Origin of the sequence: Prochlorococcus sp. MIT 1300 (assembly GCF_034092375.1) — a bacterium.
Taxonomy (GTDB): domain Bacteria; phylum Cyanobacteriota; class Cyanobacteriia; order PCC-6307; family Cyanobiaceae; genus MIT-1300.
Genome location: NZ_CP139302.1, coordinates 1,630,211 through 1,644,649 on the forward strand (window position 1 = coordinate 1,630,211; position 14,439 = coordinate 1,644,649).

18 protein-coding genes are annotated in these 14,439 nt (G+C 40.4%); 12 read left to right on the forward strand and 6 right to left on the reverse strand.

The window, feature by feature from the left end; all coding sequences use genetic code 11:
- Positions 1–2: 2 nt before the first annotated feature.
- The gene (locus SOI83_RS08445) at positions 3–698 is read right to left on the reverse strand and encodes an ABC transporter ATP-binding protein (RefSeq protein ID WP_320676230.1); all 696 of its coding nucleotides are present in this window, start codon (positions 696–698) and stop codon (positions 3–5) included.
- A gap of 151 nt (positions 699–849) precedes the next feature.
- On the opposite strand from SOI83_RS08445, the gene SOI83_RS08450 reads away from it, so the two are divergent.
- The 3 genes from SOI83_RS08450 (at position 850) to SOI83_RS08460 (ending at position 3,417) form a co-directional block, all read left to right on the forward strand.
- Complete coding sequence (locus SOI83_RS08450; RefSeq protein WP_320676231.1) at positions 850–1,773, forward strand: metal ABC transporter substrate-binding protein; 924 nt, start codon at positions 850–852, stop codon at positions 1,771–1,773.
- A gap of 45 nt (positions 1,774–1,818) precedes the next feature.
- Positions 1,819–2,784 (forward strand): hypothetical protein, encoded by a 966-nt coding sequence (locus tag SOI83_RS08455; RefSeq protein ID WP_320676232.1) that lies wholly within the window; start codon positions 1,819–1,821, stop codon positions 2,782–2,784.
- 228 nt (positions 2,785–3,012) lie between these two features.
- Positions 3,013–3,417: a DUF393 domain-containing protein gene (locus tag SOI83_RS08460; RefSeq protein WP_320676233.1), complete on the forward strand. Its 405-nt coding sequence runs from the start codon at positions 3,013–3,015 to the stop codon at positions 3,415–3,417.
- Positions 3,418–3,466: 49 nt separating this feature from the next.
- Here the strand turns inward: SOI83_RS08460 and SOI83_RS08465 are convergent, their stop codons facing one another.
- Together SOI83_RS08465 and SOI83_RS08470 are read right to left on the reverse strand one after the other, a co-directional pair.
- Positions 3,467–4,336: a DMT family transporter gene (locus tag SOI83_RS08465; RefSeq protein ID WP_320676234.1), complete on the reverse strand. Its 870-nt coding sequence runs from the start codon at positions 4,334–4,336 to the stop codon at positions 3,467–3,469.
- A gap of 25 nt (positions 4,337–4,361) precedes the next feature.
- Entirely contained in the window at positions 4,362–4,739 is a 378-nt protein-coding gene (locus SOI83_RS08470) for a hypothetical protein (protein WP_320676235.1), read from the reverse strand.
- Positions 4,740–5,046: 307 nt separating this feature from the next.
- On the opposite strand from SOI83_RS08470, the gene SOI83_RS08475 reads away from it, so the two are divergent.
- Both SOI83_RS08475 and SOI83_RS08480 read left to right on the forward strand, forming a co-directional pair.
- Complete coding sequence (locus tag SOI83_RS08475; protein WP_320676236.1) at positions 5,047–5,259, forward strand: hypothetical protein; 213 nt, start codon at positions 5,047–5,049, stop codon at positions 5,257–5,259.
- Between the two features lie 100 nt (positions 5,260–5,359).
- On the forward strand, positions 5,360–6,025 hold the full coding sequence (locus SOI83_RS08480; protein WP_320676237.1) for an SDR family oxidoreductase: 666 nt from the start codon (positions 5,360–5,362) through the stop codon (positions 6,023–6,025).
- 117 nt (positions 6,026–6,142) lie between these two features.
- Here SOI83_RS08480 and SOI83_RS08485 read toward each other — a convergent pair whose 3' ends face one another.
- Positions 6,143–6,478, reverse strand: coding sequence for a hypothetical protein (locus SOI83_RS08485; RefSeq protein WP_320676238.1), 336 nt, complete (start codon positions 6,476–6,478; stop codon positions 6,143–6,145).
- Positions 6,479–7,869: 1,391 nt separating this feature from the next.
- Here SOI83_RS08485 and SOI83_RS08490 point away from each other — a divergent pair.
- The 5 genes from SOI83_RS08490 to SOI83_RS08510 all read left to right on the forward strand — a co-directional run bounded on the left by SOI83_RS08490 (position 7,870) and on the right by SOI83_RS08510 (position 12,254).
- Positions 7,870–8,352 carry a hypothetical protein gene (locus tag SOI83_RS08490; protein WP_320676239.1) on the forward strand — a complete coding sequence of 161 codons (483 nt, stop codon included), beginning with the start codon at positions 7,870–7,872 and terminating at the stop codon, positions 8,350–8,352.
- 710 nt (positions 8,353–9,062) lie between these two features.
- Positions 9,063–9,419, forward strand: coding sequence for an AbrB family transcriptional regulator (locus SOI83_RS08495; RefSeq protein ID WP_320676240.1), 357 nt, complete (start codon positions 9,063–9,065; stop codon positions 9,417–9,419).
- Between the two features lie 479 nt (positions 9,420–9,898).
- A complete protein-coding gene (locus SOI83_RS08500; protein ID WP_320676241.1) occupies positions 9,899–11,074 on the forward strand; it encodes a hypothetical protein in 1,176 nt (391 codons plus the stop codon).
- A 106-nt stretch (positions 11,075–11,180) separates the two neighbouring features.
- Positions 11,181–11,762, forward strand: coding sequence for a hypothetical protein (locus tag SOI83_RS08505; RefSeq protein ID WP_320676242.1), 582 nt, complete (start codon positions 11,181–11,183; stop codon positions 11,760–11,762).
- A gap of 120 nt (positions 11,763–11,882) precedes the next feature.
- Positions 11,883–12,254, forward strand: a complete 372-nt coding sequence (locus SOI83_RS08510; RefSeq protein WP_320676243.1) for a DUF2862 domain-containing protein — start codon at positions 11,883–11,885, stop codon at positions 12,252–12,254.
- 300 nt (positions 12,255–12,554) lie between these two features.
- On the opposite strand, the gene SOI83_RS08515 is transcribed toward SOI83_RS08510, so the two are convergent.
- Entirely contained in the window at positions 12,555–12,701 is a 147-nt protein-coding gene (locus tag SOI83_RS08515; protein WP_320676244.1) for a hypothetical protein, read from the reverse strand.
- A gap of 78 nt (positions 12,702–12,779) precedes the next feature.
- Between SOI83_RS08515 and SOI83_RS08520 the strand changes: the two genes are divergently transcribed.
- Both SOI83_RS08520 and SOI83_RS08525 read left to right on the forward strand, forming a co-directional pair.
- Positions 12,780–13,115, forward strand: coding sequence for a hypothetical protein (locus SOI83_RS08520; RefSeq protein ID WP_320676245.1), 336 nt, complete (start codon positions 12,780–12,782; stop codon positions 13,113–13,115).
- A 502-nt stretch (positions 13,116–13,617) separates the two neighbouring features.
- A complete protein-coding gene (locus SOI83_RS08525; protein ID WP_320677730.1) occupies positions 13,618–14,100 on the forward strand; it encodes a DUF2214 family protein in 483 nt (160 codons plus the stop codon).
- 129 nt (positions 14,101–14,229) lie between these two features.
- On the opposite strand, the gene SOI83_RS08530 is transcribed toward SOI83_RS08525, so the two are convergent.
- A complete protein-coding gene (locus SOI83_RS08530) occupies positions 14,230–14,337 on the reverse strand; it encodes a chlorophyll a/b-binding protein (RefSeq protein ID WP_414153407.1) in 108 nt (35 codons plus the stop codon).
- Positions 14,338–14,439 lie beyond the last annotated feature (102 nt).

The window sequence follows — 14,439 nt, forward strand, 5'->3', positions numbered from 1 at the left end:
GATTAGCCATAACAGTGGTTACCCATACTGCTAATTGACTGAAGCTTGCTTCTCACTTCTTCTGGAGTTCCAAAGGCCAAAACAGTTCGATCAAGTGTGATTACTTTGTCGTATGCATTTAAAGCTTGACCCCAGTCATGGCTACTGACAAATATCGTTAACCCCGCTTCGGCAAGCTGACGAATAATGCTTAGAAACTGCTCCCTGGATGGAGGGTCAAGTGCCGCACAGGGTTCATCCAAAAGAAAAACAGATGCATTTTGTGCCAGCGTTTTTGCAAGTAAGGCTCTTTGTTGCTGCCCTCCAGAAAGTGAATCAAGTCGTTTCTTGGCTAAAGCAGCAAGACCAACCCGTTGAAGTGATGCTTCTGTCTTGCAACATGATTGATTGTCAGTATTCACTTGACCCAGTGCTACCAATCCTTCAGTAGTGATAGGGAAATTCCAATTGATAGAGCTCCTTTGAGGCATTAATGCAACTTGATTTCGGTTTGCTCCTAAAGGATGCTCATCTAAAAAGATTTTCCCTTCATGCGGCATGACTTGACCTTGCAATAGGCGCAGCAAGGTTGATTTTCCTGCTCCATTTGGACCAACAAGAGCTGTAAGAGTTCCTGTTTTTAGCTCTAGAGAAATGTCCTTTAGAACAGATTCTTTGCCATAGGAAAATGACAGGCCTTTTGCAAAGAGATTAGTCAATCAAGAATGCGTGAATAGCGTGAATAGCGTGAAAATCTCACCTTCTCATGCTAGCTCATGCTTAAAATGAAAATCGTTTTCATTTGAAGACAGTTTTCTCTCGAGTTGGGTCTAAATGCTTATGATCCGGTGACCTTCTTTTCATTATTGCGTGAGAGTTAGATCCGTTCTCGCTGGTTGTTCGGTCGTTTGTAGTCTTTTCTTTGGCTCAAGTCTTGCAAAAGCTTCTGAGGTTAAACCCGGTGTAGTTGCTTTTGATGGTGTCCTTTGTGATGTTGTGCGGACTATTGCTGCCAAATCTGCTGATGTTTACTGTGTGATTCCACCAACTGGAGATCCACACTTTTATCGTCTGAAGCCCAAAGACTTACAAGCTATAGCAAAGGCAGATATTGTTTTTCACAATGGTTTTTATTTAACCCCTTCTGCCCTAAAACTATCTACAAAAGCTTCTGTAATAGCAGTCGCAGAGAAAGCGATGCCTAGATATAAGGGCAAAGATCCACATGTTTGGCATGATCCAAACAATATCTCTGCAATGTCGACGATTATTGAACAAAGCCTCAAAAAGTTGTTGCCTCAATCTGAGGTTTCGGCACTAAAATCACGTACTAAAAGCGCCAAGGCTGTTTTAAAGGACTTAAGTAACTGGACTTCCGCTCAAGTTGGATCGATACCTACTAAAAATCGAATACTCGTGACTCAACATCGTGCTTTTAGTCATTTGACTAAAAGATTCAAACTACGTGAACTTCCTGTTATTGACTCCTTCGCTACGGGTGGAAGCCTCCGTCCTTCCAGCCTTGGAAAGATTGTGTCTGAGGTGCAAAAGTCTGGTAGCCGGGTGTTGTTCACCGAATCTCTTCCAGTAAACAAGACACTTAGGCGCATAAGTCGTGCTGCCGGTATTCCGGTAATGAATACTCCTCTATATCCTGATGGACTTGCACCTGGTGGCCTTTCAACAATTGAGACTGCAACCTCGAATATTTGTGTAATTACAAAAGGTCAGGGAAGCACTTGTGATCAAAAAACAGCAGATCAGATTGCTCAAAAATGGGCGGACATTCGTTAATTGCCCTATCACTTCATTTTCTAAATCAACTACCTAATCAATTTGATGTCTACCAATTTCATTAAAAGACTAAATCCTTTGAAAGCTTCATTGCTCTTAGGCGTTGCATTGACGAGCGTTGATGCTTCATTCTTACCTCGTATGGGGCATGCCCACGGGGGAGGAGGAACTGAGCCTTTAGAAGCAGGTGAATTTAGGTTGACGCCTCAAATAACCTTCGAAGCTCATGGTGGTTTTGAAAACAATATTGAAGGAAAACCAGAACATTATGGACTTGATGGACTCTTTGGAGGTTTGATGGAATGGGGGTTGAAGAACGGTGGGAAATTCTCTATTGAAGGTGCTTTTGGACCTGTCGGTGTATGGGGTGAAGCAGAACATTTTTATGGTGCCGTACATTCTGATCATGACGATCATGACGATCATGACGATCATGAAGAAGAGCATGCTGAGCACGACACTGATTACAAACGAGAAGATTTCCGTGGTTACTTAAAAGCTACATATGCTCCCAATGATCGACTTAGTGTGGCAGTAGATACCAAGCCTTACATAGTTACAAAAAATCAGGGAGAAGAAAAGAAAGGAACCAAAAATTCAATTGGCGCAAAAGTACTATATGCTTTGGGTGAAGGGGATGTTAATTTTGCACTCGGAGATAACTTTAAAGATCTCACTGATGGAGCTTATGTAAGTGTGGAGCACCGTCAAGGTTGGAATTCAGTTGGGGAATGGCAAGGCAATTACACAGACCCTAGAGTAGGAGTCGAATTTAATTACGATTTAATTGCTCTCAAAATAGAAGGTGGCCCTCGTTTCTTTGTCCCATCATCTGAGGCAAGTACAAGCGAACGTACAGATTTCGCTGGTGAAATAGAGATTGGTCGTCCTGTAGGAGAAAACTCATACGTATTTATTCATTGGCAACCTACCCGTAGTGATAAGGATGGTTCTGACTGGGGAGAGGGCTGGCAACATCATGTTGGAACAGGAGTAACATTTACTTTCTGAGAATTAAACATCTTAAAAACTAATTTAATCTAAATAGAAAACTGCCTCGTAGGAATTCCTATTCGGCAGTTTTCTATTTAGATTAAAGAGTAGATTATATTCTTATACTTTGTCGGTATTTATTGGCAGTTATTTATTTCACGACCATTGTGGCCTTTTGGGATGGATAGTGATTTTGAAAAAGTTTGAATATACTCATTACGTTAGAGTTAGCTGAAAAGAATCATTTTGACTCAAGCAATAAAGCTAACTTTGCTTTTTGATGGAGGTTGTCCTCTTTGCCAACGAGAGGTTTCTTTCCTTCGCGCGAGAGATAGTTTGAAATGCATTTCATTTGTAGATATTGATTCCCCTGATTACAACCCGAAACTATTTAAGGGAATTAGTTATCGAGAAGCAATGGGTAGAATTCATGCAATAAGCTCTTCTGGCGAGGTCTTAAAGGATGTTCGAGTGTTTCGAGAGGCATATAGATTGGTTGGCCTAGGTTGGGTCTATGAGCCAACTACTTGGCCATTAATAGGAACTTTTGTGGATGCGGCCTATCGATTCTGGTCTCGACGACGTCTTTCTTTTACCCGCAGACCATCAATAGACCAACTTTGCAAGTTACATGAGCAGATTGACCATTAATCCACCTAAGCCCGTAAGGTTGCATATACATTTTAATGAGGAACGCTTGCTAAAATAGTGCAATTGCCACACCTGAAAATGTTGTAATTGCAAGAATTATGCTAGTAAAATTTATATTATCCTCTTCTGCTTTGGAGAAAATTAGTGAGACTATTGGTGAAATACTTAATATGGTCCAGCCTAGCCCTATAGGGAGTGCCTGAAAAACTATTTGCTGCAAGAGAATACCTAAATTGGTTCCTAGTAATGTTGCAAATACCAACTTCAATTTATTTTCTGTAGAGATTTTAAAGAAGATACGCTTTAAGTTATGTCTTGCAATTGGCAGTAAAAATACTATTGCTCCTAAGAGTCTTATTTCTGTTGTTTGTAACGGCGATAAATCAGAGGTAGTTAATACTACCCTTGACAATATTCCAGCCATGACAGCAAATAAGACTGACAACAAGCCAAATATCAATCCAATACTTGTGGCATTAAAGGAATGTGGTTCTGTTTTTATTGTATTTGTTTTTTGCCTTATAATTCCAACTAAAGATACTGTTACTATGGTGCTACCCACCCAGGCTTTTGTTGGAAGGGTTTCATTGATTAGAAAAGTTCCTAAAATAGTAGCTAAGATTGGAGACAATGCTTCAATCGATAAAGTTCTTCTAGTCCCTAATCTTTTAAGAGCGTTGATATAAAGGCTATCACCTATCGCAATGCCAAGTAGGCCACTCGCAAAAAGGATTATGATTTCTCTTGGATATGAGGGCCAGTGAAATGTAAAAACGATAGGAGAGAAGATTAATAGGGCGATAAGATTTTTTATTAAATTAAGTTGTATCGCTGGAATGGTCTTGCTCTGCTCCCGCCATAGGAAACAGGCAAATGTCCATGCAAAAGCTGCACCTATACCGGCAAATACTACAAGCATTATTTAATCTATATAACGTAGATTGTTAGGATACACCTTCATTTAATTCATCAATGGGTAACTTACAATTATGTTCGATAATTTCTCCATTAGGTATTCGTTGAGCAAACCTTGGATTTTGTTCATGTAAACCTAGTTCATTGTCTTGATAGCTCCACAGCCATTTTTTATCTGTAAAGCTGATTTCTCCACGTTGGAATGAAATTGGCAGCATCAACTTAATATTCTTCCAGTCAAGAACTACAAAGGCCCCTTCATCAACTTTCTCTAAATCAGTTACAATCATGAAGTCACCATTCAAATTATTTCTGATAGTAGCGCCGAGCACTTCGCCATCGCAAATAAAGGTTGATGAAGGCGTAACTGTTATCAAAATACTAAATAATAAAGAAAAAATTCCCATGTTTTGTGACTAAAATCCTGCTAATTGTATGGTGTATTTTAGAAAGTGCTATTGATTCTAAACTTCCAGATCAATTTTAGCCTCCTTTTGGTAAGGTGAGCCAGGCTTTATCTAACTCTTCTCCGTAGATGTTTTGCATTATAGATGCATTAAGTAATTGAACAATAGGCTCAAGGTAGGTATTGAGTCCCCTGTGGACCATTGACAGCTGTGTTAAACATAAGAAAAAATTAAACTGAACTTTATGTATGAGTCTATAGATGGAAAAACCTTCCATACCAGCTGGCGTTCTAAGCTTCATAATCAAATGGTTAGACGCAATGGTCAGATTGCAATTCAAAAGAACATAAAGTTGCTTAAGGAAAACCCTGAGAAAGTTGGCGGTGACAAGGACACTGCCAAAGAATTAATTGAACTACTAGAAAATATTTCGGCCGATCAAGCATGGATTGCGGCTCATGCTATGGCGGGACTTTCTATTCAAAAAGCTTTAGAGACCTTAAACTCTATGCGATTATGAACTTATCTCCTTATGCTTCATAGGGGCCGTGACATAAAAATGGATTGTTCACTATAATTAAGTCTAATTGATTTAAAGTATTTAGTATTTTGAGAATGTAATGGCTACTGTTTTGGTCACAGGGTCCAACCGTGGAATCGGACTTGAGTATTGTAAACAATTGAAGCAAAGAGGCGATGATGTTATCGCTACATGTCGTACATCCTCTTCTGAGCTAGACGCTCTTGGGGTAAAGGTTGAGACCAACGTTGATGTCAGTTCAGGAGAATCGGTGCTAAACCTCAAGCAGAAGTTAGAGGGAACCAATATAGACGTGCTGATACAAAATGCTGGAATAGCAGAATACAATTCTCTATTAGGGCTTGATCCAGAAAGTGTTATTAGACAATTTCAGGTTAATGCATTAAGTCCTTTATGCTTTACGCAAGCGTTTCTTGGCCAAATGCGAAAAGGTTCGAAAATAGCTCTTATGACAAGCCGTATGGGCTCTATAGATGACAACACATCAGGGGGTTCCTATGGATATAGAATGTCTAAGGTGGCTCTATGTATGGCTGGAAAGTCTTTGTCAATTGACTTAAAAACTAATGAAATCTCTGTGGCTATTTTGCACCCTGGATTGGTGGCTACGCGGATGACTGGATTTACTTCGAGCGGGATTAGCCCTGAGGAATCTGTTAAAGGCTTGATTGCTCGAATTGACTCTTTGAACCTTACTAATTCAGGTACATTTTGGCATGCTAATGGAAATATTCTTCCTTGGTAATAGTTATTAGTTCTTCCAAGTAATTGTTATTAGCTTATTTGAATACATGTAATTCAATTAAAGTATCAAAATAACTTTAAGCTAATATTTTTTTCGCCTATTAGGGTGCTTTTTGAATCAGCGCCATATTCTTAAAAACTTAAAAAATTTAATGGTCCATGGATCCCAGCGAGTTTTGCCGGAACTATCTTTTTGGTATCGGAGATTGTTATCTCCCAAATTCACCAAAGCTTCTTTGTTTTTCCACCAAATCCAATCACGAATTGGTGGATTTTGGCTCAAGTCCTCACGAGTAAGCTCTAGTGCAAGATCGGATGAGGCTTCAAGAAGGATCTCTAACATTTCCTCAGAGCTCTTACAATTAGAGAGCCTCTCATTAGTTTTTTCAGCTCCGTCTAGTGAGTCAACAAGTAATTGCAGCCTCTCTTTGACAGCTAATTTTTTATTGTCCATTTAATCAGCTTAGGCAGATTTAGGCTGTTTAACAAAATAGGTTTAATTAGGTAAACAGATCAGACAGTTTCTGGTTAGGAGCTTCCTTAGGGATAGATTGTAGATCTTTTGTTAGGTCCAATCGTAAAACAATGTCTAATATAGTTCCGATTGTTGATGAACCACTGATATCTGTTGGTAAACTTGCTAAAGCTAGTTGCGGCAAGAAAGTACGCTTTAAACTGATTTACCCAATCCCGGGCATATCAAAAGGTAACTTGCCTTCAACTGCCACTAAGTATTTTTGAACTGCTGGAATACGTAATATTGCTAGCGGAATGAAAATGTTCAGGCCAATCCAAATTGATCCAATGATTACTCCCCATTCACCACTTTTTTTAAAAGGCTTTCGGTCTGTTTGTCTTCGGTCATTGGATAAATACTGATCAAGATGACTCTACTTCTATTAATTGGTTGTAGCAGAGTTTTTTAGAGCAAGTCAATTCCCTGAGAATTTAAATCTTATGTTGCTAGAAACCTTGTAGACTTTGGACAATAGTTTTAGCTAAACTGGTTATGCAGATTGGCAAGTCGTATTAGATGTTCCATCTTGCATGGAATTAGACTAACTATACTTATTTGGTTTAAAATAATCAATATTTGAATAACCATAATTGTTGAATGCATTTAATTAAAAATGTAAATAATGCAAGCTTGGCATCATTTGAGTCTGTGATAGCTAGAGTGAGATTTTTAGCCCCTAGCTCAGTAACAACAAGTATATTTCTTGCCAACCTTAGCGTTGCTCTGGCTTGATTGAAATTAGTTTTGAGGCCAAGTATCTTTTATTTCGCTTGAAGCCTCATTGCATTGAGGACTCCGATAGAAATTAAAAATAGTCCTATATATGCGCCTGAATATAGGCTAAATGGTGGCAGCATTCGCTAGGGAATTTAGAATTATGAATATTTTAAAAAAAATTTAGGTCAACTGTGGGTATTAGAAAGTTCTGAGAACTTCTTTATTTTTGAGCCTAAAAGAGATGTTTTGATCTCCAAGGTCAGCTACTGAGAAAATTTTTACCATTAATCTATTGGCATGGCCTAGAAGCTGCTTAGCTTGGAGTCTTTTCACCCTAGAGGTGAGTAATCACAAAAAACAACGGTGAGCTATAAGTTTGACCACCCTAAAAGTGAAACCGTTTTTGCTTAACTAGATCGACGCAGGGTTTACTGATTGGAGCCTTTTTATTAATGTATATTAAAAGGCTGCATATATGTGAGAAAGGTTACATCTTTTTGGAAGAAGTTTTCAAGACTGCAGTAACAATTAGTTCGTTAGGATGTAGGTAAATAGCCTTAGTCTCTAAAAAGTTTTCCAATAAGATGTCCCAATATATTGCTTGGAATTAGATGGGCAAAGCTTCTGTAGGGGGTAAAACCCTTTCTGGTGATATACAGCCTGATCAGGCGCTGGGACCTGTATTAAAAAGCTTAGAAGCAGATTCGATTCCTTTGAATCTTCCTTCAATCACTATTTCCACTGTCTATGGTTTGATCGTCGAGGCTTCTGTTAAATGCCCAAATCAGAGGTTTTTGAAGGTGTTCAATTTATTGCTGTTTGTTATTTGGTGGTTCCCAATTGTTGTTCTTGCCAGAACCTTCTTCTATGCAAGAAGTCAGGTTTCTTTTGTTGATAAGAAGAGTGTGACGTTTTTGGTTGTTGGTCCAGAAACTATATGGACTGCAGTACATAGGGCTTTTGAAGGGACTAGTCCTATGAGATTCTTTGGCATAAGGTTTTTGGCAGTTTGGGTGTTCCCTACGGCACTTACTGGATTTGTGATTGAGCTTTTATTGGTGAATCCATTAAATGGGCTAAAACCTTGGGGATAAACCTGGAGCCCAAATATTGATATACGAGTTTGTACTCGTATATCCCTGAAGGATTCAGAGTCGCTTTGATGCTCGGATTGGATATTTAGTTGACGACATTAGATGCCTTTGAAAGGTTGAACCCATTTATGCCACTAAAGAGTCAATAGATGCAGCCCCAGCGAGTCGAATGATTCTTGAGGGCTGAGACATCAGCACAGAGCACCTAAATAAGTACAGCTTTCTATTGGGAGGCTTTGGCTAGAGAGATTCAAGGCTGCATGCAGGCGGTATTCCTTAGGAGAAACTCAGCCTTTGACTGGAGCTTCCTAATACCCATTTGCAGATTGATTTGTCTTCCGAGGCTTATAGCTTTTGGAGGAAGTGCTTCCAAGAAGTATTTGGCAAATTTTCTTAAGCCAATTTGCTACTCAGACTCAATTTTAACTTTGTCCTAGCAGCCCAAAAGGAAAATATGGGACGAATCCTCCTTTCTGCTTTGCTTCATCTTTTTAAGTCCTTGGATGTCTTTTCAGGGGCGTTGAACTCTGATCATCCTCGCTTAATTAGCTTGTAGAGGGGCATTGAACACGGAAAAAGAAGGGTTATTCCTTTCCCTCCTCACGGAGAGTTCTTCTAGCTGACTATTTAAAGATCCATACACATTTAGCCGGATATGTGGACGGCTTCTAATATATAAGTTAATCTGAAATGTCGATAAATTATTTACCATGCTCACTGGTAAGGAACTATTAGCCAAGGTCAAAGACTTAGGCGATGTCTCCAAGTCTGATCTTGTCAAGGCATGTGGATATGTATCCACAAAGAAGGGAGGCGGGGAACGCCTTAACTTCACAGCTTTTTATGAGGCACTGCTTGAAGCGAAAGGAGTAAATCTTGCCGCTGAAAGCTCTGCTGGAATTGGCAAAGGTGGAAGAAAACTGAGCTACGTTGCTACTGTTCAAGGCAATGGCAACCTCTTGATTGGTAAGGCCTACACAGCTCTTCTGGACCTTAAGCCTGGAGATAATTTTGAAATCAAAATGGGCCGCAAAGGTTTCCGTTTGATTCCAGAAGGCGAAAGCTAGAGGTTTACTTCTCTCCAGCAACCCTTTAATTAGAAGCGGATTTACGGTCCATACAATATTGGCCAACAAGCATTTTTGCTTGTTGGCCTTTTTTATTAGTGGAACCGACTTTTTGTTTTGAATAGGGATGGGGAGTTCGGGTAATTTTTGCTTGTGAAGCATTCACCCCTTGTATTCAGCTTGTCGAGGTAGTTTGCGAATATGAACGGACCTTGAACATTTGCATCCCATCAATTAGTGCAAGCGTATCAATGCGACTGTCGAACAGAGAAAAAGCTGCTCTCTATCTCATCTGAAATCCGATTTTTCAATCCCAACGTTTAGATCTTGTTACGTGGTTCATATGCATGTGGTTAGGTATCACTCAATTTCGTGGATCAGAAAGGTTGTTTAGCAAAAACTATTTTGAAAACCTTTGACCAAGCTTTTCAAAAACTCTCTGTTCTGACATACATCGATATCAAGGGTGCTTGAATAAATTGATATTGGTTGTTCAAAAAGTGGCAGAGAAGAAAGCAGCGGCAGACCGGAAGCTAGCGGCTGATAAGAAAGCCGCGGCAGATAAGAAGGCTGCGGCAGACCGGAAGCTAGCGGCTGAGAAGAAGGCTGCGACTGAGAAGAAGGCTGCGGCTGAGAAGAAGGCTGCGGCTGAGAAGAAGGCAGCGGCAGATAAGAAGGCTGCGGCAGATAAGAAGGCAGCGGCAGATAAGAAGGCTGCGGCGGATAAGAAGGCTGCGGCAGATAAGAAGGCAGCGGCAGACCGGAAGCTAGCGGCTGAGAAGAAGGCTGCGACTGAGAAGAAGGCTGCGGCTGAGAAGAAGGCAGCGGCTGAGAAGAAGGCTGCGGCGGAGAAGAAGGCTGCGACTGAGAAGAAAGCAGCGGCGGAGAAGAAGGCTGCGGCGGAGAAGAAGGCTGCGACTGAGAAGAAAGCAGCGGCGGAGAAGAAGGCAGCGGCAGATAAGAAGGCTGCGGCAGATAAGAAGGCTGCGGCGGAGAAGAAAGCAGCGGCGGATAAGAAGGCTGCGACTGAGAAGAAAGCAGCGGCTGAGAAGAAGGCTGCGGCTGAGAAGAAGTCTGCGGCGGAGAAGAAAGCTGCGGCGGATAAGAAGGCTGCGACTGAGAAGAAAGCAGCGGCGGAGAAGAAGGCAGCGGCAGATAAGAAGGCTGCGGCAGATAAGAAAGCTGCGGCTGATCAGAAAGCAGCGGCGGAGAAGAAGGCAGTTGCAGACCGGAAGCTAGCGGCTGAGAAGAAAGCTGCGGCGGATAAGAAGGCTGCGACTGAGAAGAAAGCAGCGGCTGAGAAGAAGGCTGCGGCTGAGAAGAAGGCTGCGGCAGATAAGAAAGCTGCGGCTGATCAGAAAGCAGCGGCGGAGAAGAAGGCAGTTGCAGACCGGAAGCTAGCGGCTGAGAAGAAAGCAGTTGCAGACCGGAAGCTAGCGGCTGAGAAGAAAGCAGTGGGACAAAAAAATGTCAGAAGAAGTGCAGGCCAGTTAATGCAGAAGCCAAAAACAGTTTCTGAAAAGAAGAGAGAAGGAAGACAAGAGTTGTTAAAGGTTTCTGTTTATCTAGATACAGGCAAAATTTTAACTATTGCTTTGATGGGAGTGCTTGCTGCGATTTTATTGATCACGACCTCGGCTTTCCTCGTGAAGTAATTCTATGGCGGTCCCTCGGGGAATAATTTTTCTTGGCTAACTATTCTGGATTCAATTTCAAGTTACCTTTTGGTGCTTGAATAGAAAGAGTTTGTAAGGTGATGCAGTGCCCAGCGAAAGGATCCAAGAGATTGTAGATTTTGCTACTACTGAATCCCCATACCGCTCTGCAAATAAAGGGTGGCTTACTAATGACATATTTATAGATTGGAGTTCAGACTCTGATTTGTCCACGAATACATCTCGATCTGCACAGATTGCTAAAGTATCTTTATTTTGGAAGCCAATAACTGATTTGCTTACAGGCATAGTATTGATACTTTTTGTTAGTATAATTCTTGGCCTTGCTCCGTTATATATCATTCATGCAAAACACTTACCAATTATATCTTCTTCAAGCTTAAGCCCTGACGTCTCATCAACTCAAAAGGAAGTGGCGCCTGATGTTCTCTCAGAAGTGAGTGAAGTGAACGGCCCTGCCCCCATGTCGATTGACCAACAGAGTATCTCTAAAGATGCCCAGATGGGTAGATCTCTTGCAAGCAATAAAATTAAGTCATCTCCAGAAAATAAGAAAATTGATATCAGGCCTATTAACAGAACCACCTCTGAAGTCTCTTCGCCGAAAGCTTCTTCAAGGAGAAAGGTGGTTACTGCAACTGACCTTTTTCAAACAAAACGGGGCTAGCAAGCTTGAGCCTGATTCGTATTTTTGCTCATAAGCACTTATACTAAGTACAATTGCCTAGCGCTTGGGTTTCTTCGCTGAGGTTAGCCTTCGTTTTCACTAGTCCGTGAGTTTGAGAAAATGTTCGAGCCAATTAATTTAAAAATTGGAACTACGGTAAGAATCCTGCCTGAGGAAGTTGGAGATCGATTGCCTGCGAAGTTATTAAAACTGCTTTCTGACGATCCCTTGGGGATTTGCTTGAACTACAAGATTACTGATGGGCAAGGTATTGGATATGTTGTTCAGTTAGGTGATGGCTCTATTAGTTGGTTTTTTGCCCATGAATTGCAAAGCCTTGATTCCTTGGAGATAACCTTTCCCCCTAATGTTCAGAGATTAAAGCAAGAAGTCCCAAGCGGGCTGAGAATCACTAGTAACACAGTTATTGAACTGTTAAACCCATTAAATTTTTTGCGATGGCTAAATTATTCCCTTAAGGATATTTTCTAGTCTTTGCGAGTATGAATTGCGCTGAAAAGCTTCTCGAGGCGAAGTTGAATAGCATAAAGTCGAGTTTTGTTGAAGAAAAGTCTCTCGCCTCTGTTGTTTTTTATCATTGAGCTTAAGAAATATAATTGAAGCAAAATAATAAGAATAGTCGCTGGAACTAGTACTAGCACTGTTGAAAAGGGGATTTGATTAGTTTTAAGCGACAGGTTTAAAGCCTGGACAAATAATTTCTTTTCATCATCTTAACAGATAAAATGCTTGTTCTTTGGGCCAATTTGCCGCAAGTCACCTTGTGGCAATTCATTTATCTTTTTTTTTGCCTTGAGTAATTAGTAAAAGAGGTAAACCGATTGTGAATACCAGTCCAATCACAATTATGAATATTCCTAGTGGTGATGATGGGTCAACCCCACCCTTGGGTTCTGCAATGAAAGTAAGTAGTGTCATTTGCCTTGCTTTTGAGAAAGAATTGTAATCAAACCTTCATTGTGCTTACTATTAGTTGGTAATGATTCAGACAATTCAATGGTTAAGCAGGTTTGGCAAGCCAAGGACGGCGCGCTTTTTGAAACCGAAGAAGAGTGCCTAAGGCATGAAAGAGCAAGTTTCTTTTTTTCAGAGATGAACAATACAGAGCAATATAGAAGGAATGAGGAGCGTTGGTCGTTGCAAGCAAATTTCAGCAGATTTTTTCTTGATGGGTTTAAGGCTATAGAGGATTTTTGGTGTTATGCAGAAAGTTTTCGTACTTTGGGAGATATTTTGGATGGGAAGCGACCTGATCTCCCAAAGGAAATACCCTCTAATTCAAAAAAGAAGGCGAAATTGCTACCTGCTTCAAAAAGACGACTAGCTAACTAGTTGACAAAGCTCAATTTGGCTTGTCATTAGGATCGAATAAAAGGAAAAGCCAACAATTACTTTTTTATATTTCACTGTTTGCTATATCACTATTGTACTTGGGCCAAGACTTATGGCCAGAAAATTAAGCTCTCATGCCTCTAAGAGGTTCCTGAACACTTCCTATCGACGGCCTAAGAGGGAAGTTTTTGTTGAGGGAGACTGGGTAAATATTAAGGAAAACTTGAAATTAAGTGGTTGGGACTATAGCCAGCAAGAATTGATACATTTTTATTTGAGAAGTGGTATTCCACTGTCTTTTGCAATAAAACAGCTTACAAACAATATTGGCTTTTGCCCTATTCGCTCCAGGAGTTTTTTTAATTATTAGGTGAATTAGACTCCAATTACCTATGTAATTTTAATAACTTTTTATCTGAAAAGAATTATTTTCTCCAATTCAGATAAAAGTATACTTTTCATAGAATCTTAGCTAATGTCGCTTAACCTTCCTTTGCTTTCAATGGCTGTTGCTCCTATTACCTCTCCTAATTTAATTACAAGTGCAGGAGTTGCTTATATACATTATGTCAGCTTCATGCTTTGTTTTGGGGCTTTAGTCTTTGAGAGAATACGTCTAAAGGCCGCTCCTAACCGTGAGGAGGCTATTTCAATGGTTTTTGCTGATGTTATTTATGGCCTTGCTGGGATAGCGCTTTTGGTTAGTGGGATTTTGAGGGTAAAGTATTTTGGTCAAGGTGGAGATTTTTATACACATAATCCACTCTTTTGGTTTAAGGTCGGACTTTTCATTGTCGTTGGCTTGCTATCACTTTATCCAACTATCACTTATATACTTTGGGCACTCCCATTAAGCAAGGGCAAGTTACCTGAGGTTAGTGAAAAACTTGCTTCAAGACTAAGAATAATAATTAATATAGAGCTTGTAGGTTTTGCATCCATTCCCTTTTTGGCTACCTTAATGACTAGAGGAATTGGCCTATAGATTTGAGAGTAAGATAATCTGATGGATTGAAATTACTATTGATAATGGCCTTTCGGGTAGCTTTGATTTATTGACACAAAAAGGCCCCTCATACTTAGTATGAGGGGCCTTTTTGTGTCAATAACCTTGTTAGAAAATACCAGGAATGATTTGACCAGTGAAGGCGTAGGTTCCAATCGCGGCAAAAATGCCAATCATTGCCCAGCGGCCATTCTGAAGTTCAGCGTTTTCGTTCATTGATTTAGTGAGTGATGTGTTTGTTTAAAAGAAGCCCGGAATAATCCAACCAAAAAAACCATAATTTATGGTTAAAGCTACTAGGCCAATCATGGCTAGACG